The organism is Stenotrophomonas sp. YJH_SMC_10 (genome assembly GCF_059371555.1).
In genome coordinates, this window is sequence record NZ_JCAFUS010000010.1 from 25,852 (window position 1) to 46,578 (window position 20,727).

The window sequence follows — 20,727 nt, forward strand, 5'->3', positions numbered from 1 at the left end:
GTAGTGCCGGCCGCTGGCCGGCAAACCTGGAAACGTGGCAGCCGGCCAGCGGCCGGCTCTACCGGGTTCCGGCTCGGAACCAACGCTGGAACAGGTCCACCGTCGCGGCGATCCAGTTGAACAGCCTCAGTCGGTGATGATCGGTGTCCGGGTATTGGTAGTGCCGGGCGCTGGCCGGCAGACCTGGAAACGTGGCAGCCGGCCAGCGGCCAGCTCTACCGGGTTCCGGCTCAGAACCAACGCGGGAACAGGTCCACCGTCGCGGCGATCCAGTTGAACAGCCTCAGTCGGTGATGACCGGTGTCCGGGTATTGGTAGTGCCGGCCGCTGGCCGGCAGACCTGGAAACGTGGCAGCCGGCCAGCGGCCGGCTCTACCGGGTTCCGGCTCAGAACCAACGCTGGAACAGGTCCACCGTCGCGGCGATCCAGTTGAACAGCATCAGTTGGTGATGACAGATGTCCGGGTACTGGTAGTGCCGGCCGCTGGCCGGCAGACCTGGAAACGTGGCGGCCGGCCAGCGGCCGGTTCTACCGGGTTCCGGCTCAGAACCAGCGCTGGAACAGGTCCACCGTGTAACCCACCAGCTGCCCCGAACTGAAACCGAAGAAGGCGATCGCCGCCAACGCGGCGATCCAGTTGAACAGCATCAGCGCGCCATCGCGTTCCAGCAGCGCCAGCGAAAACAGCAGCAGCTGGAAGCCGAACAGGAAGTTGGTGAAGGGAATCGGCAACGACAGCAGCAGGCCCAGCAGCACCAGCAGCAGGCCGCTGAAGGCGTGGGCGGGGAGGGGCGTCAGCAGCTGCGGCAGGCGTGGCCTCAGCATCCTGTCCAGGCGCCGCAGCGGCCGGTCGATGCGGTCCAGGAAACGGTGCATGGTGCCGCGCTTGGGCCCGCGGCGGGCGATGAAACCGGGCAGCCAGGGCCGTCGCAGGCAGAACAGCATCTGCAGGCCGATCAGGATCACCAGCGGGCCGCTGACCGCGCCGCCCATGCCCGGGATCGGGATGAAGGACGGCAGGATCGCCACGAACAGGAACACGCCGAACGCGCTCTGCTGCAGGTTGCCGAGAATCTGGCCCAGCGGCATGTGCTCGGCCGGGTCGCCGGAGGTAAACATCTCCAGCAGGGTGCGGATGCCCTCGTTGCGGTAGGCCGGGCGCTCGCCGCCTGGACCCTGGCCGGCCTCAGGCGGTGAGCTCATCGGCCTGCTCGTCGGACAGCGTGCGCAGCAGCAGCTTGTCCACCCGCGCACCGTCCAGGTCGACCACTTCGAAGCGCCAGCCGGCCCAGTCGAAGTACTCGCCTGCGTGCGGGATGCGGCCGAAGTAGTGGATGCACATGCCGGCCAGGGTGTAGTAATCGCCGTCCTCGGCATCGGGCAGCTCGTTGCTGCCGATCAGCTCGCGCAGGTCTTCGATCGGCAGCGAGCCATCCACCAGCAGCGAACCGTCCTCGCGGGTCACCACCAGCGCGTCTTCATCGGCATTCTCCACCGCCTGCAGGCGGCCGACGACGGCGCCCATCAGGTCGCTGATGGTCACCAGGCCCTGGATCTCGCCGTACTCGTCCACCACCAGCGCCATCGACTGCTGTTCCTCGCGGAAGATCTCCAGCAGCTTCATCGCGTGGGTCGATTCGGAGACGTACAGCGGTTCGCGCAGGGTCTGGAACAGCGCGTTGTCGCCGCGCGCCATGCGCGTGGCCAGCGACTTCAGTTCAAGCACGCCGACCACGTCCATGTCGTTGTCGCGGTACACCGGGTACCGCGAGAACTCGTGCTCGGCCATGATTTCCAGGTTGCGCTCCAGCCCGGCCTGAGTGTCCAGCCAGGCAATGCGGTTGCGCGGGGTCATCAGGCTGTCGGCGGTGCGGTCACCCAGGCGCATGACACGGTTCATCATGTCGCGCTCGTGGGCGTCGATCACGCCGGCTTCATGGCTCTCGGCCACGAGCATGCGGATCTCTTCTTCAGTCACCGAGGCGACTTCATCCTTGCCCAGGCCGAACAGGCGCAGCACCAGCTGGGTGGTCTTGGACAGCAGCCAGACGAAGGGCAGGGCCAGCTTGGCCAGCCAGCTCATCGGCATTGCGACCAGGCCGGCGATGGCTTCCGAGCGGGTCAGCGCCAGGCGCTTGGGCACCAGTTCGCCGAAGATCAGCGTGATGAAGGTGATCAGGCTGACGGCCAGCGCGGTACCGATGTTGCCCGCGTACGCAAACCCCGGCATCAGCCCCTGGATCCAGCCGGCGAAGGCCTCGCCCAGCGCCTCACCGCCGAGGTAGCCGGTCAGCACGCCGATCACGGTGATGCCGATCTGCACGGTGGACAGGAAGCTCTCCGGCTTCTCCGACAGCTCCAGCGCCTTGGCCGCGCGCTTGGAGGTGGCAGCCATCTGCTTCAGGCGGCTCTTGCGCGAGGTCATGACCGACATCTCGGACATGGCGAAGAAGCCGTTCAGCAGAACAAGCGCGAAGACAATCAGGATCATTTCAAACACGGGCGTCGTCCCCGGTTGGTGGCAGGGAGGGCGGGTGCTTGCGATGGCGGCAGGCGCTCAGGAACGGGGTCCGGCGCGGCGCAGGGGGATAAGGGTCGTCGTCCATAAGGTGCGCCCGAAGGCGCGCTGGCATCTTAGCAAAGGGGCGTGGCAGGGTGGCAACCGCCTGTTCAGGTTGGGGGTTCCAGCGCCCCGAAAGGCGGCGGGGATACCCGTGATGGTCATCTAGCCGTCATAATTCCGTCTGGTGCCGTCCTTCCCGCGACGGCTGACAGGTTTCTCAATGTTCTCTCTGCAGACCATTTTCGGTTCCGGCAAACAGTTCTACACCCTGCTCGATGAGGCTGCCGTCGCGGCGTCCGACGCCGCCAAGGCACTGCATTCCATGCTGCGCGAGGCCGATCGCCAGCCCGCGCTGGACGCCTTCAAGCTGGCCCGCCTGCGCGAACGCGCCGCCTCGGACAAGATCAGCCAGGCGCTGGTGGACAGCTTCATGACCCCGATCGAGCGCGAAGACATCGAAGCGCTGGGCTCGGCGCTGTACAAGATTCCGAAGCAGATCGAAAAGTTCGCCGATCGCTATTCGCTGGCCACGACCCACCTGGAGCACATCGACTTCGCGCCGCGCGCGGCGATGCTGGAACAGGCCGCCGGCGTGGTGGTGGAGATGGTGGCCGACCTGCGCCACATGAACCTGGACCGGATGACCGCGCTCAACGAGAAGCTGCGCTCGCTGGAGAACGAGGCCGACCGCCTGATGCTCGAGCTGTACCGCGACATCTATTCGGGCCGCCTGGACAACCTGCAGATGTTCCTGCTGAAGGAATTCTTCGAGATCCTGGAAAAGGCCATCGACCGTTGCCGCGAGGCCGGCGTGGTGGCGTACCAGATCGTGTTGAAGAACAGCTGACGGACGCCGCCGCATGTTGACCCTTGTCCTGGTGGTGATCCTGGCCGCGCTCGTCTTCGAGTTCATCAACGGCTTCCACGACACTGCCAACTCCATTGCCACGGTGGTGGCGACCAAGGTGCTCTCGCCCGGCTGGGCGGTGATGCTGGCCGCCTTCATGAACCTCATCGGTGCGCTGACCGGCACCGCGGTGGCGCTGACCATCGCCTCGGGCCTGCTCAACACCAACGTGGTCGAGGTCACCCCGCAGGTGATCCTGTGCGCCCTGCTGGGCGGCATCATCTGGAACCTGATCACCTGGTGGAAGGGCCTGCCGTCCTCGTCCTCGCACGCGCTGATCGGTGGCCTCTGCGGCGCCGGCCTGGCCGCCGCCCACAACAACTGGGACGCGCTGATCTGGTCCGAGCGCCTGGGCAGCTGGGCGCAGAACAAGGGCCTGCTGTGGAAGGTGTTCGTGCCGATGATCACCTCGCCGATCGCCGGTTTCCTGCTCGGCATCGTGGTGATGGTGCTGCTGTGGGCGCTGATCGCCGGCCTGGCCAAGATCGGTGGTGCCATCGGCCGCCTGGCCCGTCCGCGCATCGTCAACGCGTTCTTCGGCAAGGCGCAGATCGCGTCGGCGGCCTACATGGGCTTTGCCCACGGCCACAATGACGCCCAGAAGACGATGGGCATCATCGCCATGACCCTGATCGGTGCCGAAGCCACCGGCGCACTGGATGACCTGCCGTCCTGGCTGGCCTTCATGCACCCGGATGCGCATGCCGGTGACGGCATCGCGATGTGGATCGTGCTGACCTGTGCGGTGGTGATGGCGGCCGGTACCGCTTCGGGCGGCTGGAAAATCATCAAGACCCTGGGCCACAAGATGGTCAAGCTGCACCCGATCCACGGTTTCGCCGCGGAGACCAGCTCGGCCACCATCCTGACCCTGGCGGCCCACTTCGGCATGCCGGTCTCGACCACGCACAGCATCTCCACCGCGATCATGGGCGTCGGTTTCGCCAAGAACCCGCGTTCGCTCAAGTTCGGCGTGATCGAGCGCATCGTCTGGGCCTGGATCCTGACCATCCCGGCGGCCGGCGGCTGCGCATACCTGATCCTGAAGCTGTTCGAGCTGTTCGGCTGGACCTGATGCCCGCAGCCCTGGGGTCAGAGCCCTTCCCCCTGAGGAAAGGGATCTGACCCCGACAATCGAAAAAGCCCGCCGGATTCCGGCGGGCTTTTTTCATGGCAGATCATTCTTCGGTATCCAGTGTGTCGACCAAGGTCGACACCCACCAACAGCAGCAGGAACCTCGCCAGCCCTCAGGAAGCCCGCTTTTGCCGTTGATCTTGCCGTTGCAGTCAGCGGGTGCCGGGCCGCAGGCCCGGCCGAACCCCTCAATTCCGTTGGAACAGGGCCTGCACATCCTTGCGGAACGCCGCCTGGCTGTCGGCCCGGCTGTAGAACATGTGCCCGCCCGGATAGCTGCGTACCTGCACCCGGTCCGGATTGCTGCCCATCGTCGGCATCTGGTCCACGGTCAGGATCGATCCCATGAACGGGCACGACAGGTCGTTCCAGCCATGCACGATCAGCACCTGCAGGTGCGGGTCGATCGCCACTGCTTGGCGCAGCTGGGTCACCGCGCCCTGGCGCAGCTCGCCATTGCGGTCCCACAACCGGTTCACGTCGTAGTTCAGCGCCTGGTAGCGCGCATCTACTTTCCAGCCGACCACGCGTGTCACGAAGTCGACCATCGCCGTGGTGGTCGGCGCGATGATGCTGTCCAGCAGCGGATCGTTGGCGCGCTGTTCCGGATCATTCGGGAATGGGTCGAACGCGGTCACGTTGGAGTCGTAGCGGCTGCCCAGCGTGCCCTTGTCGCGGAACACTTCGCGCAGGTAGGCCTGGGTTTCCAGGCGGCCACCGGCACGGCGCACGAACTGCGGGTCCAGTCCGGTCAGCTCGGTCACCCGGCGCAGCATCGCCTCGGTCGCCTGCGGATCGCTGCGGCCCTTCATCAATGCGGTGGCGTAGTCGCCACGGGTGTACTCCACCACCTCACGCATCGCCGCATCGGTCAACCTGCCCTGGCGCTCCAGGTGCGCGGCAGCGATCGACGGCAGCGTCTGCATCCACGCCATCGGCGAGACGTCGGCGTTGTCTTCCAGGGTCGGGCTCAGGTAGGGTGAAACCAGCACCAGGCCGTTCATCGCCACGCCCAGCCGGGTCTGCAGGAAGTGGGTGATGCGCGGGCCACGGTAGCCACCGTAGCTCTCGCCGGTCAGGTACTTGCGCGATGCCATGCGCTGGTTGCGCAGCAGCCAGTCGTAGATCGAGCGCGACAGGTATTCGATGTCGGCAGCAGGGTTGTACAGCTGCTTTTTCGCTTCCTCGTCGCCAATGCGCGCGCGGCTGAAGCCGGTGCCGACCGGATCGATGAACACCAGATCGGTGAAGTCCAGCCAGGTACCCGGGTTGTCGTGCAGGGTCGCCGGCGCCGACGCGCTGTCACCCTTGGAGCCGAAGGTCACCACCTTGGGTCCGATCGCGCCCATGTTGAGGTACACCGACGACGCGCCGGGACCGCCGTTGAGCGCGAAGGTCACCGGCCGGTCCTTGCCCGGCATCGTATAGGCGGTGAACACCACATCGGCGATCACCTTGCCCTTGGCATCGCGCACCGGCAGGGTGCCGACAGTGGCGGTGTAGTCGAGCGTGCGGCCTGCCAGGCGCATGCTCTGGCGGGCCGAGGCATCGGCGGGCAGCGCAGGCGCTTCGGTCTTGTCGTCTTTCGGGTCGGGCTTGGGGTCGGCGTCGGGCGCCGCCAGCACGCTGGCAGGGGCGACGAGCAGGCCGACGCAGAGCGCGGCAGTGTGCAGCAGGGACTTCATGGCACCGGATCCAGCGGAAGGGGATTCCGATGCTAGGCCGGTGGCAGCCCATGCCGTATGTGTCCAAAGGCATGGCGTGGCGTTGCGGCCACGACTGGCCAGATTGGGTCAAGCCGGCAGGGTGGCGGCCGCTTCGTCATCGGCCAGCAGGCCATAGACGGCCGAGTCGGCCAGTTCCCCCTGGATCCGCCAGCGCTGGCGCAGCACGCCTTCGCGATGGAAGCCGAGGCGTTCGAGCACGTGCGCGGATGGCGCATTGCGCGGATCGATCTCGGCTTCCACCCGATGCAGATGCAGGGTGCGGAACAGGTAGGCCAGTACCTGTTGCAGGGCCTCGTGCATGTAGCCCTGTCCCTGCCGATCAGGCGACAGCAGGTAGCCGATCTCGGCGCGCGCTGCATCGCGGTCCACCGCGAACACCACGCAGATGCCCAGCAGCGGGCCCTCCAGCGATTCACGCACCGCCAGCTTCAGCTGGCTGCCGATGGCTTGGGCGGCCAGATCATCGTCGATCTGCGCGCGTGCTTCGGCCTGGCGTGTCCAGGCAGGATGGTTCCACCAGCGCATCACATCGGGGTTGGACTGCAGCGTGAACAGCGCGGCGGCGTCGTCACGGCGGATCGGGCTCAGGACCAGCCGTGCACTGTGCAGCGGCAGGCCGGGGAACAGCAGCGAGTGGCTGGCCAATACGATGGTCCACACGGGTGGACGCGCATTATGGCGCTGCCGGGTTTGCCGATGGGGGCGTAATGCCAAGGGCGCATGAACCGGTAGTGCCGGCCGCTGGCCGGCCGTCGAGGTTGCCGGCCAGCGGCCGGCACTACCGGGCAACCGGGTCAGAGCCGTCTCCTGTCAGGAAACGGATCCGACCCCACGCCGGTATCAGACTTCCAGGGAGGCGAGGTCGCCCTTCGACTCCAGCCAGCCCTTGCGGTCGGAGGCGCGCTTCTTGGCCAGCAGCATGTCCATCAGCGAGCGGGTCTGTTCGCCATCGTCCACGGTCAGCTGCACCAGGCGGCGCGTATCCGGGTGGATGGTCGACTCGCGCAGCTGGTTCGGGTTCATCTCGCCCAGGCCCTTGAAGCGGGTGACGTTGACCGCGCCCTTGATCTTCTCGCGCTCGATCTTGTCCAGCATCGAACGCTTTTCTTCCTCGTCCAGGGCGTAGAACACCTGCTTGCCCACATCGATGCGGAACAGCGGCGGCATCGCCACGAAGACGTGGCCGGCATCGACCAGCGCCGGGAAGTGCTTCAGGAACAGCGCGGTCAGCAGGGTTGCGATGTGCAGGCCGTCGGAGTCCGCGTCGGCCAGGATCACCACCTTGCCGTAGCGCAGGCCGGTGATGTCGTCCTTGCCCGGGTCGCAGCCGATGGCCACGGCCAGGTTGTGCACTTCCTCCGAGGCCAGCACGCTGTTGGACGAGACTTCCCAGGTATTGAGGATCTTGCCGCGCAGCGGCAGGATCGCCTGGAAGTCCTTGTCGCGCGCCTGCTTGGCACTGCCACCTGCCGAGTCACCCTCGACCAGGAACAGCTCGGTGCGGGACAGGTCCTGGCTGATGCAGTCAGCCAGCTTGCCGGGCAGGGCCGGGCCCTGTGTGACCTTCTTGCGGACGACCAGCTTCTCGGTCTTCAGGCGTGCACTGGCGCGCTCGATGGCGATCTGCGCGATCTTCTCGCCCAGTTCCACGTTCTGGTTCAGCAGCAGGCTGAAGGCGTCGTGGGCGGCGCCCTCGACAAAGCCGGCCGCCTGGCGCGAGGACAGGCGTTCCTTGGTCTGGCCGCTGAACTGCGGGTCGGTCATCTTCAGCGACAGCACGAACGACACGCGGTCCCACACGTCCTCCGGGGCCAGCTTGACGCCGCGCGGCAGCAGGTTGCGGAAGTCGCAGAACTCGCGCAGCGCCTCGGTCAGGCCGGTACGCAGGCCGTTGACATGGGTGCCGTGCTGGGCGGTGGGGATCAGGTTGACGTAGCTTTCCTGCACCAGCTCGCCTTCCGGCAGCCACGCCACGGCCCAGTCCACCACCTCGGTGTCCTTCTTGAGGTTGCCGACAAACAGGTCGGCCGGCAGCGATTCGCGCTCGCCCAGTTCCAGCTTCAGGTAATCGCGCAGGCCGTCCTCGTAGTACCAGGTATCGACTTCACCGGTGGCTTCGTCGGTCAGCTTCACGGTCAGGCCCGGGCACAGCACGGCCTTGGCGCGCAGCAGGTGCTTCAGCGCGCGCACCGCGAACTTCGGCGTATCGAAGTACTTCGGGTCCGGCCAGAAGCGCACGCGGGTACCGGTGTTCTTCTTGCCGACGCTGCCGACCACTTCCAGCGGCGTGGCGCGGTCGCCGTTGCGGAAGGTGATGCGATGCTCGGCGCCTTCGCGCTTGATGTGCACCTCCACCAGGGTCGACAGCGCGTTGACCACGCTGACGCCGACGCCGTGCAGGCCGCCGGAGAAGGTGTAGTTGTTGTTGCTGAACTTGCCGCCGGCATGCAGGCGGGTGAGGATCAGCTCGACGCCGGGGATCTTCTCTTCCGGATGGATGTCCACCGGCATGCCGCGGCCGTCATCGCTGACCTCCACGCTGCCGTCCTTGTACAGGGTGATCTCGATCGAGCGGGCGTGGCCGGCGAGGGCCTCGTCCACCGAGTTGTCGATCACTTCCTGCGCCAGGTGGTTCGGGCGCGCGGTGTCGGTGTACATGCCGGGACGGCGCTTGACCGGGTCAAGGCCGGACAGGACTTCAATATCGGCGGCGTTATAGCGGGCGTTCATCTATGTTCTAAAGCGCGGAGCGACGCGCAAGTGTGCGGTCTGGACGGCGATTTTGCACGCCTGCGGTTCAGCCTCGATGGCGGGGAGGGGGTAAAATGACAGCCGCTGGATTCTGAACGCCGGCGCCCGCACATCCCAGCCATACCGCGAGGAGGACTCCATGAAGAAGTTGCTGACCATTGCGATCCTGGCCGCTGCCGCCGTTGCAGTGCCGCTGGTGGTGGCGCAGAACGCCGGCCAGCCGGCCCCGCAGCAGGGTGACCAGGCCGACAAGGCGCAGGCCGAGGCCGACGCCAAGGCCAAGCGCCGTGCCCAGGCCAATGCCGAAATGAAGGCGCAGGGCCAGCCGGCCCCGCAGCAGGAAGAGGAAGAGGAAGCGCGCAAGAAGCGCTGATCCCGCAGCCTGCCAGACGCCCTTGCGACAAGGGCTGCGCTCCGGAACGCCCCGCCCAGCGGGGCGTTTCTTTTGAGGAACGTGGCGTCTGCCCCTTGGGTTGGCGGCCATCAATCTGTAAACTATGGCTTTCCGGGAGTAAGTGCGTGTCCACCCTTTGCGAATGGGCTGGCACGGCCAAGCGTGGCCGCCAGCAATGCGGGTCGCAGGTGACGGTCGATGTGGCCGGCACGGCCGCCCCGACCTCGCACGGTGGTCCCGGTCCGGCGCCTGCCGCGCGGATCCGCACCTCCCTCGCTGTTCCAGCGAACCGGAAAACCCCCTCTGAGCACCATGCCCGCCCTCCGGCGGCGCGTGGCGCTGCCGTTTTCCATTTCCAGACAGGATGCTTGCAGCCATGACTCCCTTGATTTTCGTAACCGGCGGCGTGGTGTCCTCGCTCGGCAAAGGCATTGCCGCCGCGTCGCTGGCCGCCATTCTCGAAGCCCGTGGCCTGAAGGTCACGATGATGAAGCTCGACCCGTACATCAACGTGGACCCGGGCACGATGAGTCCGTTCCAGCACGGCGAGGTCTATGTCACCGACGACGGTGCCGAGACCGACCTCGACCTGGGCCACTATGAGCGCTTCGTGCGTACCCGCCTGAGCCGCAAGAACTCGGTCACCACCGGTCGCATCTACGAGAACGTGATCCGCAAGGAGCGTCGTGGTGATTACCTCGGCGCGACCGTGCAGGTCATTCCGCACATCACCGACGAGATCCGCCGCTGCATCGATGAGGCCACCGAGGGCTACGACGTCGCGCTGGTCGAGATCGGCGGTACCGTCGGCGACATCGAGTCGCTGCCGTTCCTGGAAGCGATCCGCCAGGTGCGCACCGAGCGCGGCCCGGAGAAGGCGCTGTTCATGCACCTCACCCTGGTGCCGTACATCGGCGCCGCGGGTGAGCTGAAGACCAAGCCGACCCAGCATTCGGTGAAGGAACTGCGCTCGATCGGCATCCAGCCGGACGTGCTGCTGTGCCGCTCCGAACAGACCGTGCCGGATTCGGAGCGCCGCAAGATCGCCCAGTTCACCAACGTCTCCGAGCGCGCGGTGATCAGCGTGCCGGACGTCGACGTGCTGTATCGCATTCCGTCGGGCCTGCACGCGCAGGGCCTGGACGAGATCGTGGTCAACCAGCTGAAGCTGGCTGACAAGGCCGGTCCGGTCGATCTGTCGATGTGGGAGGACGCAGTCGATGCGACCCTGCATCCGCTGGATGAAGTCACCATCGCCGTGGTCGGCAAGTACGTGGATCACCAGGATGCCTACAAGTCGGTCGGCGAAGCACTGAAGCACGGCGGCCTGCGCCAGCGCACCAAGGTCAACCTGAAGTGGCTGGAAGCACAGGATCTGGAAGGCACCGACATGGCCGCACTGGCCGATGTCGACGGCATCCTGGTGCCGGGCGGCTTCGGTGACCGTGGTTTCGAAGGCAAGGTGCTGACCTCGAAGTTCGCCCGCGAGCAGCACGTGCCGTACTTCGGCATCTGCTACGGCATGCAGGCGGCCGTCGTCGATTACGCGCGCAACGTGGTCGGCCTGGAAGGCGCCAACAGTACCGAGAACGACCGCCAGTCGCCGAACCCGGTGATCGGCCTGATCACCGAATGGCGCACCGCCAGCGGCGATGTCGAGAAGCGTGACGACAAGAGCGATCTTGGCGGCACCATGCGCCTCGGCCTGCAGGAGCAGCGCCTGAAGCCGGGCACGCTGGCCCGCGAGCTGTACGGCAAGGACGTGGTCGCCGAGCGCCATCGCCACCGCTACGAGTTCAACAACCGCTACCGCACCCAGCTGGAAGATGCGGGGCTGGTGATCGCTGGCAAGTCGATGGATGACACGCTGGTGGAAGTGGTCGAATTGCCGCGCGATACCCATCCGTGGTTCCTGGCCTGCCAGGCGCACCCGGAATTCCTGTCCACGCCGCGTGACGGCCATCCGCTGTTCATCGGTTTCATCCGTGCCGCGCGCGAGCGCAAGGCGGGCGGCAAGCTGCTTTCCGAAGCGCGCGCCTGACTTGTGAATGGGGGCTTCGGCCCCCATCCTGCATGCTTAAACCCCCAGCGCACCGGCCCGGCCGGTGCCGCGGACAACAAGGAAACGCCATGAAACTGTGTGGATTCGAGGTCGGGCTGGACCAGCCCCTGTTCCTGATCGCCGGACCCTGCGTGATCGAGTCGATGCAGCTGCAGCTCGATACCGCCGGCAAGCTGAAGGAAATCACCGACAAGCTCGGCGTCAACTTCATCTTCAAGTCCAGCTTCGACAAGGCCAACCGCACCTCGGGCACCGCGTTCCGCGGCCCGGGCATGGAAGAGGGCCTGAAGGTCCTGGGCGAGGTCAGGAAGCAGATCGGCGTGCCGGTGCTGACCGACGTCCACGAATACACCCCGATGGACGAAGTGGCCTCGGTGGTGGATGTGCTGCAGACCCCGGCGTTCCTGGTTCGCCAGACCGACTTCATCCGCAAGGTGTGCTCGGCCGGCAAGCCGGTCAACATCAAGAAGGGCCAGTTCCTGGCGCCGTGGGACATGAAGCCGGTCGTGGAGAAGGCCAAGGCCACCGGCAACGAGCAGATCATGGTCTGCGAGCGCGGTGCCAGCTTCGGCTACAACAACCTGGTCAGCGACATGCGCTCGCTGGCGGTGATGCGCGATACCGGTTGCCCGGTGGTGTTCGATGCCACCCATTCGGTGCAGCTGCCGGGCGGGCAGGGCACCAGTTCCGGTGGCCAGCGCGAGCACGTGCCGGTGCTGGCGCGCGCTGCAGTGGCAGTGGGCATCTCCGGCCTGTTCGCCGAGACCCATCCGGATCCGTCCAAGGCCCTGTCCGATGGCCCCAATGCGTGGCCGCTGGACCAGATGGAAGCACTGCTCGAGACCCTGATGGAGCTCGACGCGGTCACCAAGAAGCACGGCTTCTCGCGCTTTGCGTGAGCCGTGACCCGTGGCTGGCGCTGGAAAGCCAGCGTCAGCGCCGGCACTGGAGGCAGTGGCCGTGGGGCCTGATCGCGCTGGGCCTGGCCGTGCTGTTCACCGCGGGCATGTTCGGGCTGGTGCTGATCGGCGCCGCGTCCGTGCGCCCGCCGGGCGATGGTGGCAGCGGCTTCAACCTGCGCGCCTGCTTCATCGCGCTGCTGATCGGGGAGTTGGTGGCGGCCGTGGGCTGCATCGCTGCCGCCGGACTGGCGTGGCGCCTGAACCGTGGCAAGGTGGCGGCCGGCCTGGCGATCATCCTGCTCTCGCTGTGGCTCGGCGCCCTGTTCTACGGGCTGCTCTGATGAATGCGACCCTGGCAAGGCGTGATCGGCCCGGGGTCTGATCGCGCTGGCGCTGGCGGCGCGTTGCTGGGCCAGTCTGGCTGACGGCGCCCGCGCCATTTGGCAAGTGGCGGGCAGCCGGGGATAATCACGCGGCATTCGTTTTGTCGCCCCCTCTCCAGACAGGTAACCGGCCCGACCATGAGTACGATCCGCAGCATCCACGCCCGTGAAATCCTCGACAGCCGTGGCAACCCCACGCTGGAAGCCGAAGTCATCCTGGAGGACGGTTCGTTCGGTCGCGCCGCGGTTCCCTCCGGCGCCTCGACCGGCACCAAGGAAGCGGTCGAGCTGCGTGACGGCGACAAGACCCGTTACCTGGGCAAGGGCGTGCGCAAGGCCGTCGACAACGTCAACACCACGATTGCCGCCGCGCTGAAGGGCTTCGAAGCCACCGACCAGGCCGGCCTCGACCGTCGCCTGATCGATCTGGACGGCACCGAGAACAAGGGTCGGCTGGGCGCCAACGCACTGCTGGGTGTTTCGATGGCCGCCGCGCACGCCGCTGCCGCGTCGAACAAGCAGGCGCTGTGGCAGTACCTGGCGGCCAAGACCGGGGTGACCCCGTCGCTGCCGGTGCCGATGATGAACATCATCAACGGCGGCGCGCATGCCGACAACAACGTCGACTTCCAGGAGTTCATGGTGCTGCCGGTCGGCTTCACCTCGTTCTCCGAAGCGCTGCGTGCCGGTACCGAAATCTTCCATTCGCTGAAGTCGGTGCTGAAGGGCCACGGCCTGAGCACGGCGGTGGGCGACGAGGGCGGTTTCGCGCCGGACTTCCGCAGCAACGTCGAAGCACTCGACACCATCCTCGAAGCGATCGGCAAGGCCGGCTACACCGCCGGTGAAGACGTGCTGCTGGGCCTCGACGTGGCCTCCAGCGAGTTCTTCGAGAACGGCAAGTACAACCTGGTCGGCGAGAACAAGCGCCTGACCTCCGAGCAGTTCGTCGACTTCCTCGCCGACTGGGCCGCGCAGTACCCGATCATCACGATCGAAGATGGCCTGGCCGAGAATGACTGGGCCGGCTGGAAGCTGCTGACCGAGCGCATCGGCAAGAAGGTGCAGCTGGTCGGTGACGACCTGTTCGTGACCAACCCGAAGATCTTCCAGGAAGGCATCGATTCGGGCACCGCCAACGCGATCCTGATCAAGGTCAACCAGATCGGCACGCTCAGCGAAACCCTGGAAGCGATCGCCATGGCCGACCGCGCCGGCTATGCCGCCGTGGTCTCGCACCGCTCGGGCGAAACCGAAGACACCACCATCGCCGACATCGCCGTGGCCACCACCGCCACCCAGATCAAGACCGGTTCGCTGTGCCGCAGTGATCGCGTGGCCAAGTACAACCAGCTGCTGCGCATCGAGGAAGCCCTCGGCGCCGGCGCGCGTTACGCCGGTCGTGACGCGTTCGTTTCGCTGAAGCGCTGAGCCGATGCGCGACTGGCGCTGGATGCTGCTGGTGCTGGCCCTGTTGCTGGGCTGGCTGCAGTACCGCTTCTGGTTCGGTCCGGGCAATTCGGGCGAAGTGATGATGCTCGAAGCCCAGGTCGCCAACCAGGAGCGGGACAATGAGGGCCTGCAGCAGCGCAACGACGCGCTGGCTGCCGAAGTGAAGGACCTCAAGGAAGGCCAGTCCGCCATCGAGGAGCGCGCGCGCAGCGAGCTGGGCATGATCAAGCCCGGCGAGAAGTTCTACCGCGTGGTCGAGGATGCGCCGGTCGCTCCGGCGCAGCCTGCTACAGGGGCCAACGCGCCGGCGGGCGAACACCCGGCGGATGTGCCATGAGCGCGGCGATCTGGGTGGTGGTTCCGGCCGCAGGCCGCGGCACCCGCTTCGGCGCGCCGCTGCCCAAGCAGTACCTGCAGGCGGGCGGGCAGATCCTGCTTGCCCATACCCTGGACGCCCTGCTGGCGCACCCGGCCGTGGCCGGGGCAATGGTGGTGATCGGCCAGGACGATGCGGACTGGCCCGGCTGGAATGAGTGGGCCGGCAAGCCGGTACGGACCTGCATCGGTGGCGCAACCCGTGCCGCCTCGGTGCTGGCCGGGCTGCAGGCGCTGCCGGATTCGGTGCGCGCCGATGAGTTCGTGCTGGTCCATGATGCGGCCCGGCCCAACCTGTCGCTGGCCGACCTTGGCCGCCTGCTTGAAGTCGGTCGTGCCGACCCGGTCGGGGCGATCCTGGCCGCACCGGTGCGCGACACCCTCAAGCGCGCCGGCGACGACGGTGGCATCGATGGCACCGAGCCGCGCGAGCGCCTGTGGCGTGCATTGACGCCGCAGCTGTTCCGCCGCCACCAGCTCAGCCGCGCGCTGTCCGAAGCCGCTGCCGCCGGTGTCGAAGTCACCGACGAGGCCATGGCCATGGAGCGCCAGGGCCAGCGCCCGCTGCTGGTGGAAGGCAGCGAGGACAACTTCAAGGTCACCACTCCGGCCGATCTCGACCGGTTCGAATTCGTACTTTCCCGCCGCGCCGGCTGACCGCCCGCGCGGCCCTGCTGCAAGGGTTGCATCCATGAGCACCGCACCGTTCCCGCCCGTCCGCATCGGCCAGGGCTACGACGTCCATGCCTTCGGTGAGGGCGATCACATCATGCTCGGTGGGGTGAACGTGCCGCACAGCTGCGGCGTGCTCGCGCACAGCGACGGCGACGTGATCCTGCATGCCCTGTGCGACGCGATGCTCGGTGCGCTGGCGCTGGGTGACATCGGCCAGCACTTCCCGCCGAGTGACGACCGCTGGAAGGGGGCCGACAGCAGTGACTTCGTGCGCCACTGCGACGGCCTGCTGCGCGAGCGGGGCTGGCGCGTCGGCAACACCGACATCACCGTGATCTGCGAGCGTCCGAAGGTCGGCCCGCATGCACTGGCCATGCGCGAGCGCATCGGCGGCCTGCTGCAGCTGCCGCTGGATGCGGTCAGCGTCAAGGCCACCACGTCGGAGAAGCTCGGTTTCACCGGCCGTGGCGAAGGCATCGCCGCACAGGCGGTCGTGTTGCTGGTGGCGGCATGATCCCGCTGCCGTTGGCATTTGGTGCGCCGTTGCTGTCGGCTCGAATCCGCACCACGCCGGAGGATTTCCAGGTGGACGAGTTGCCGGCGTTCGAGGCCACCGGCGAAGGCGAGCACCTGCTGCTGCACATCCGCAAGCGCGGTGCCAACACCGTGCATGTGGCCAAGCGGCTGGCCACGTGGGCGGGCCTGCCGGAGATGGCAGTGAGCTATGCCGGCATGAAGGATCGCAACGCGGTCACCACCCAGCGTTTCAGCGTGCACCTGCCCAAGCGCATCGCACCGGACCTGGCCGGTTTGGCCAGCGACGAGATCGAGGTGCTCGACGCGACCTGGCACAACCGCAAGCTGCAGCGCGGCGCACTGGCCGGCAACCGCTTCAGGCTGGTGCTGCGCGAAGTGCGGGGTGATGCCGCCGCAATCAGCGAACGCCTGCAGCAGATTGCCGAACGCGGCCTGCCGAACTGGTTCGGCGAACAGCGCTTCGGGCGCGATGGCGGCAACGTGCCAGCGGCACTGGCGATGTTCGGTGGTCGCCGCATGCGCAAGGACCAGCGTTCGCTGTTGCTGTCGGCTGCCCGTTCGGCGCTGTTCAACCGCGTGCTCGCCGCGCGCGTGGAGCAGGGCAACTGGGATCAGCCGCTGCAGGGTGAAGTGTGGATGCTCGACGGCAGCCGCAGCGTGTTCGGTCCCGAGCCGTACACCGATGTACTGGCCGAGCGCCTGGCGCGTTTCGACATCCATCCCAGCGCGCCGTTGTGGGGCGAAGGCGAGCTGCGCAGCGCCGATGCCGCACGCGCGCTGGAGCTGGCCGCGCTGGACGACGACGAATCGAAGGCGCTGCGGGCCGGCCTGGAAGAGGCGCGGTTGAAGCAGGAACGGCGCGCGCTGCGCCTGCGCCCGGCATTGCTGCAGCATCAGTGGCTGACCAATGATGTACTGGAACTCTCGTTCGCGCTGCCGCCGGGCTGCTACGCCACCGCCGTACTGCACGAACTCGGCCCCGTCGAAGACGCCTCGCAGGCCTGAGCAGGGCGCGCGGTAGAGTCGACTGTCAGTCGACTTGCGCGCGCAGCGCGAGGTATTCGCTTGCCGCTGGAAGAGCAGTCGACTGACAGTCGACTCTACCTGGACACACGGCGACCCCTTTTTTCAGCGCCGTGCCAGCAGCACCAGTACCGCGCCGGTCCCGCCTTGGCCGGTCGGCGCCGAATGGAACGCCAGCACGTCGTTGCGCAGCCGCAGCAGGCGGTCAACCAGGTTCTTCAGCACCGGCGCGCCGCCGTCGGACTGCAGTCCCTTCCCATGGATGATGCGCACGCACCCATACTCATGGGCATGCGCTTCCAGCAAGAACTGGCGCAGCAGGGCTTCGGCCTGCGCGGCGGTGGCACCGTGCAGGTCCAGCTCGTCCTGCACCGAGTACTGGCCGCGCTTGAGGCGCTGGAACAGGCGCGGCGGCAGGTTGTCGCGGCGATAGCTGGCCACGTCGCCAGCTTCCAGCGGAGTACTGTCGCGCAGCAGCCGGGCGAACTCGCCGGCTGCCTCGGCCTCGTCACGTTCGGCCATCCGCGCGCGTGGTTTCGGCCGGGGCGCGGCAGGCGCCGGCTCGGCATCCTTGCGCAGCGGCGTCACTGCGCCGATGGCCGCACGGAACAGCGCGGCGGGATCTTCGTCTTCAGGGTGCGACATGCGCACAGGGTAAACCGCCGGCGCAGGTCTGCCTATGACGGTTCGATGTCGGTCGTGACCGCCGGCAGGGTAGGACCGGCGGCCCGCATGCGGCACAATAGACGATGCCCTTGCAGGGTCGACGGCTTCCGCAGGGGAGCGCGACGGTCCCGCCCACACTGCACGGTGACGGAATCGAATTCTTGGAAAATCAAGCGGTTAAATCGAAGATGCGAATCCTGGTCAGCAATGACGATGGCGTCGACGCCGCAGGCATCCGGATGCTTGCCTCGGTGCTGCGCGAGGCTGGACACGAAGTCACGGTGGTCGCGCCCGACCGCGACCGCTCCGGTGCCAGCAATTCGCTGACCCTGGACCTGCCGATCCGGCTCAAGCGCATCGACCATTACACCGTTTCGGTGGCAGGTACACCCACCGACTGCGTGCATCTGGCGTTGACCGGCCTGCTTGAGTTCGAGCCCGACATTGTCGTGTCCGGCATCAACAATGTCGCCAATCTCGGCGACGACGTGATCTATTCCGGCACCGTCTCGGCAGCGATGGAAGGTCGCTTCCTTGGACTGCCCGCCGTGGCGGTGTCGCTGGTCAGCCGCAACCACGATCCGAAGCACTACGAAACCGCGGCGCGCGCGGCGGTGGAGATCGTCACCCGGCTCAAGGCCGATCCGCTGCCGGCCGACACCATCCTCAATGTCAACGTGCCGGACCTGCCGTGGAGCGAGGTCAAGGGCTTCGAGGTCACCCGTCTCGGCAACCGGCACCGCGCCGAGGGCTGCATCGCGCAGAAGGATCCGCGCGGCAACGAGGTGTACTGGATCGGCCCGGCCGGCCGCGAGCAGGACTCCGGCCCCGGTACCGACTTCCACGCCGTGCGCACCGGCCATATCTCGATCACGCCGATCCAGGTGGACCTGACCCGCTACCAGGCCCTGGAAAAGGTGGCCAGCTGGGTCGGCGGCCTCAGCGCCGCGCTGGACCAGCCGGCATGAGTCCGCGCCTGCGACTGCAGCCGGAGGCCGTGGGTATCGGCATGACCTCGCAGCGCGTGCGTGACCGCCTGGTCGACCGCCTGCGCGAGGCCGGCATCGCCGACGAGTCCACCTTGAATGCGATCCGCGTGGTGCCGCGCCATCTGTTCATTGATGAAGCGCTGGCGTCGCGTGCCTATGAGGACACCGCGCTGCCGATCGGCCACGGGCAGACGATCTCGCAGCCCTGGGTGGTTGCGCGGATGACCGAGGCGGTCCTCCAGGTCGCGCCGAAGCGGGTGCTGGAAGTCGGCACCGGTTCCGGCTACCAGGCCGCCATCCTCGGCGCGCTGGGCCTGGAGGTCTACACCGTGGAACGGATCGGCGACCTGCTGCGCCAGGCGCGCAAGCGCTTCCGTGCGTTGGGCATGAACATCCGCACCAAGCATGACGACGGCCGCGCTGGCTGGGCCGAGCACGGTCCGTTCGATGCCATCGTGGTCACTGCCGCGGCGCCGGCGCTGGTCGACGAACTGGTCGGGCAGCTGGCCGAAGGCGGGCGTCTGGTCGCACCGGTCGGTGGCCCGGGCGGGCAGTCGCTGGTGCAGCTGGACCGCAGACCCGATGGCAGCATCGAACAACGCGTGCTGGCGCCGGTCACGTTCGTGCCGCTGCTGTCTGGCATGCTCGACTAATCCACGGAGCAGGGTTGCATGAAGATTTTCGGGCCGCTGTACGAGCGGGCGATGAAGTGGGCGGCGCACGAACGCGCGCCGACCTACCTGACGGTGTTGAGCTTCTTCGAAGCCATCATCTTCCCGGTGATGCCGGAGGTGATGCTGGCGCCGATGTGCGTGGCCCAGCCCAAGCGGGGCTGGTGGTTCGCCACCCTCAGCCTGGCGGGCTCTATGGTCGGCGCACTGGTCGGCTACGCGCTGGGGCATTACGCCTTCGAGGCGATCAAGCCACTGTTCGAAGCGCTGGGCATGTTGCCTGCGATCGAACAGGGCATTACCACCGTGCAGGCGAAGATGGCCGAATCGCCGTGGGCGGTGTTCACCTTCCTGGTGCTGGGCGGCTTCATGCCGATCCCGATGAAGGTCTTCACGTGGGCATCGGGTATCGTCGGCGTACCGATGCCGCAGTATCTGTTGAGCATGCTGATCGGTCGCGGCAAGCGCGTGTTCGTGCTGGCTGCGGTGATCCGTATCGGTGGTGCGCGTGCCGAAGCGGCATTGCGTCGCTGGATTGAACCGCTGGGCTGGATCGCCACCGCGCTGGTGGTGGTGCTGATCGCCTGGCTTGTATGGAGGTCGAAGTTCGCATGAGTCCTGATCGTCTGAGCAAGGGAGTGCGCATCGGCGCGCTGGCGTTGCTGGTTTCCACCCTGGCCGCCTGCGGCACCGCCACCGTGGTCCGCCCGGGCGGCGGCAGTGCCGGTGGTGCGGTGACCACGCCGAAGACCTCGGTGCCCAAGCCCGGGCAGACCGTGGTGGTGCGCAAAGGCGACACCATCTATGCGCTGGCCCGCATCCATGACATCACGCCGGCCGACCTGATCGCGTGGAACAGCCTGGACAATCCTTCGACCATCTACCCGGGCCAGGTGATCCGCCTGTATCCGCCGGGTGCGGGCGGTGGTCGTGCGCCGACCACGGTGGTCACTGCGCCGCGCCCGGGTGGCAGCAGCGCTGGCAGTACTGCGCCGACCCCGGCACCGGCCGGTCCGGTGAAGAGCAATATCGCCTGGCGCTGGCCGGCCGATGGCGCCATCGTCGGCCGCTACGTTGCCGGCGATGCGACCAAGCAGGGCGTGGACATCGCCGGTACCAGCGGCCAGCCGGTCAAGGCCGCCGCCAACGGTGTGGTGGTGTACTCCGGCGCCGGCCTGGTCGGCTACGGTGAGCTGATCATCATCAAGCACAGCGACCAGTGGCTGTCGGCCTATGGCCACAACCGCAAGCGCCTGGTGAACGAAGGGCAGAGCGTGAAGGCAGGCGAGCAGATCGCCGAGATGGGCCGCACCGGCGCGAACCGCGACATGGTCCACTTCGAGATCCGCTACAACGGCAAGCCGGTCGACCCGCAGCAGTACCTCCCGGCGCGTTGATCGCGGGTTCGCCATCTGGGCGGATCCCCGGCCCGGCGCAGCGCGCCGGGCGTTCACTGACGGCACGGCCCATGGGCCGCAAGCGCCGTCAGCTCACCCGCTACAACGGCAAGCCGG

21 protein-coding genes are annotated in these 20,727 nt (G+C 67.1%); 15 read left to right on the forward strand and 6 right to left on the reverse strand.

The window, feature by feature from the left end; translation table 11 throughout:
* Positions 1 to 544: 544 nt before the first annotated feature.
* Both AC5P9C_RS13645 and AC5P9C_RS13650 read right to left on the reverse strand, forming a co-directional pair.
* Complete coding sequence (locus AC5P9C_RS13645; protein WP_343541528.1) at positions 545 to 1,204, reverse strand: exopolysaccharide biosynthesis protein; 660 nt, start codon at positions 1,202 to 1,204, stop codon at positions 545 to 547.
* Complete coding sequence (locus tag AC5P9C_RS13650; protein WP_032959200.1) at positions 1,188 to 2,492, reverse strand: hemolysin family protein; 1,305 nt, start codon at positions 2,490 to 2,492, stop codon at positions 1,188 to 1,190. The genes AC5P9C_RS13645 and AC5P9C_RS13650 overlap by 17 nt, the downstream gene beginning before the upstream one ends.
* A gap of 292 nt (positions 2,493 to 2,784) precedes the next feature.
* Here AC5P9C_RS13650 and AC5P9C_RS13655 point away from each other — a divergent pair, with 292 nt between their 5' ends.
* Both AC5P9C_RS13655 and AC5P9C_RS13660 read left to right on the forward strand, forming a co-directional pair.
* Positions 2,785 to 3,411: a DUF47 domain-containing protein gene (locus AC5P9C_RS13655; RefSeq protein ID WP_004152833.1), complete on the forward strand. Its 627-nt coding sequence runs from the start codon at positions 2,785 to 2,787 to the stop codon at positions 3,409 to 3,411.
* Between the two features lie 13 nt (positions 3,412 to 3,424).
* The gene (locus tag AC5P9C_RS13660; protein WP_064238092.1) at positions 3,425 to 4,546 is read left to right on the forward strand and encodes an inorganic phosphate transporter; all 1,122 of its coding nucleotides are present in this window, start codon (positions 3,425 to 3,427) and stop codon (positions 4,544 to 4,546) included.
* 248 nt (positions 4,547 to 4,794) lie between these two features.
* Here AC5P9C_RS13660 and AC5P9C_RS13665 read toward each other — a convergent pair whose 3' ends face one another.
* From AC5P9C_RS13665 to parE, 3 genes are all read right to left on the reverse strand, one after another.
* Complete coding sequence (locus tag AC5P9C_RS13665) at positions 4,795 to 6,291, reverse strand: S10 family peptidase (protein ID WP_343541530.1); 1,497 nt, start codon at positions 6,289 to 6,291, stop codon at positions 4,795 to 4,797.
* A gap of 108 nt (positions 6,292 to 6,399) precedes the next feature.
* Positions 6,400 to 6,978, reverse strand: coding sequence for a GNAT family N-acetyltransferase (locus AC5P9C_RS13670; RefSeq protein ID WP_049464706.1), 579 nt, complete (start codon positions 6,976 to 6,978; stop codon positions 6,400 to 6,402).
* Positions 6,979 to 7,173: 195 nt separating this feature from the next.
* On the reverse strand, positions 7,174 to 9,063 hold the full coding sequence (parE, locus tag AC5P9C_RS13675) for a DNA topoisomerase IV subunit B (RefSeq protein ID WP_049464702.1): 1,890 nt from the start codon (positions 9,061 to 9,063) through the stop codon (positions 7,174 to 7,176).
* 160 nt (positions 9,064 to 9,223) lie between these two features.
* Between parE and AC5P9C_RS13680 the strand changes: the two genes are divergently transcribed.
* From AC5P9C_RS13680 to truD, 9 genes are all read left to right on the forward strand, one after another.
* Positions 9,224 to 9,457, forward strand: a complete 234-nt coding sequence (locus AC5P9C_RS13680) for a hypothetical protein (RefSeq protein WP_005416022.1) — start codon at positions 9,224 to 9,226, stop codon at positions 9,455 to 9,457.
* A 397-nt stretch (positions 9,458 to 9,854) separates the two neighbouring features.
* The gene (gene pyrG / locus AC5P9C_RS13685) at positions 9,855 to 11,519 is read left to right on the forward strand and encodes a CTP synthase (RefSeq protein ID WP_053506902.1); all 1,665 of its coding nucleotides are present in this window, start codon (positions 9,855 to 9,857) and stop codon (positions 11,517 to 11,519) included.
* 89 nt (positions 11,520 to 11,608) lie between these two features.
* Positions 11,609 to 12,439, forward strand: coding sequence for a 3-deoxy-8-phosphooctulonate synthase (kdsA, locus tag AC5P9C_RS13690; RefSeq protein WP_053463431.1), 831 nt, complete (start codon positions 11,609 to 11,611; stop codon positions 12,437 to 12,439).
* The gene (locus AC5P9C_RS13695) at positions 12,436 to 12,783 is read left to right on the forward strand and encodes a hypothetical protein (RefSeq protein ID WP_053463430.1); all 348 of its coding nucleotides are present in this window, start codon (positions 12,436 to 12,438) and stop codon (positions 12,781 to 12,783) included. Before kdsA ends, AC5P9C_RS13695 begins: the two co-directional genes overlap by 4 nt.
* Before the next feature lie 180 nt (positions 12,784 to 12,963).
* A complete protein-coding gene (eno, locus tag AC5P9C_RS13700) occupies positions 12,964 to 14,256 on the forward strand; it encodes a phosphopyruvate hydratase (protein WP_064238098.1) in 1,293 nt (430 codons plus the stop codon).
* A 4-nt stretch (positions 14,257 to 14,260) separates the two neighbouring features.
* Positions 14,261 to 14,614 (forward strand): cell division protein FtsB, encoded by a 354-nt coding sequence (ftsB, locus tag AC5P9C_RS13705; RefSeq protein WP_343541289.1) that lies wholly within the window; start codon positions 14,261 to 14,263, stop codon positions 14,612 to 14,614.
* Entirely contained in the window at positions 14,611 to 15,309 is a 699-nt protein-coding gene (gene ispD, locus AC5P9C_RS13710; RefSeq protein ID WP_074725914.1) for a 2-C-methyl-D-erythritol 4-phosphate cytidylyltransferase, read from the forward strand. Before ftsB ends, ispD begins: the two co-directional genes overlap by 4 nt.
* 34 nt (positions 15,310 to 15,343) lie before the next feature.
* Positions 15,344 to 15,841, forward strand: a complete 498-nt coding sequence (gene ispF, locus AC5P9C_RS13715; protein WP_049464687.1) for a 2-C-methyl-D-erythritol 2,4-cyclodiphosphate synthase — start codon at positions 15,344 to 15,346, stop codon at positions 15,839 to 15,841.
* Positions 15,838 to 16,869 (forward strand): tRNA pseudouridine(13) synthase TruD, encoded by a 1,032-nt coding sequence (truD, locus tag AC5P9C_RS13720; protein ID WP_343541293.1) that lies wholly within the window; start codon positions 15,838 to 15,840, stop codon positions 16,867 to 16,869. The genes ispF and truD overlap by 4 nt, the downstream gene beginning before the upstream one ends.
* A 123-nt stretch (positions 16,870 to 16,992) precedes the next feature.
* Here truD and AC5P9C_RS13725 read toward each other — a convergent pair whose 3' ends face one another.
* Entirely contained in the window at positions 16,993 to 17,532 is a 540-nt protein-coding gene (locus AC5P9C_RS13725) for a Smr/MutS family protein (RefSeq protein ID WP_049464684.1), read from the reverse strand.
* Positions 17,533 to 17,741: 209 nt separating this feature from the next.
* Here AC5P9C_RS13725 and surE point away from each other — a divergent pair, with 209 nt between their 5' ends.
* From surE to AC5P9C_RS13745, 4 genes are read left to right on the forward strand one after another with little or no spacing between them, the layout of a single operon-like run.
* Positions 17,742 to 18,521, forward strand: coding sequence for a 5'/3'-nucleotidase SurE (gene surE, locus AC5P9C_RS13730; protein ID WP_049464682.1), 780 nt, complete (start codon positions 17,742 to 17,744; stop codon positions 18,519 to 18,521).
* Positions 18,518 to 19,195, forward strand: a complete 678-nt coding sequence (locus AC5P9C_RS13735; protein ID WP_049464681.1) for a protein-L-isoaspartate(D-aspartate) O-methyltransferase — start codon at positions 18,518 to 18,520, stop codon at positions 19,193 to 19,195. Before surE ends, AC5P9C_RS13735 begins: the two co-directional genes overlap by 4 nt.
* Before the next feature lie 18 nt (positions 19,196 to 19,213).
* Positions 19,214 to 19,828, forward strand: coding sequence for a YqaA family protein (locus AC5P9C_RS13740; RefSeq protein ID WP_014036746.1), 615 nt, complete (start codon positions 19,214 to 19,216; stop codon positions 19,826 to 19,828).
* Positions 19,825 to 20,610: a peptidoglycan DD-metalloendopeptidase family protein gene (locus tag AC5P9C_RS13745; RefSeq protein WP_049464679.1), complete on the forward strand. Its 786-nt coding sequence runs from the start codon at positions 19,825 to 19,827 to the stop codon at positions 20,608 to 20,610. Before AC5P9C_RS13740 ends, AC5P9C_RS13745 begins: the two co-directional genes overlap by 4 nt.
* Positions 20,611 to 20,727: the final 117 nt, after the last annotated feature.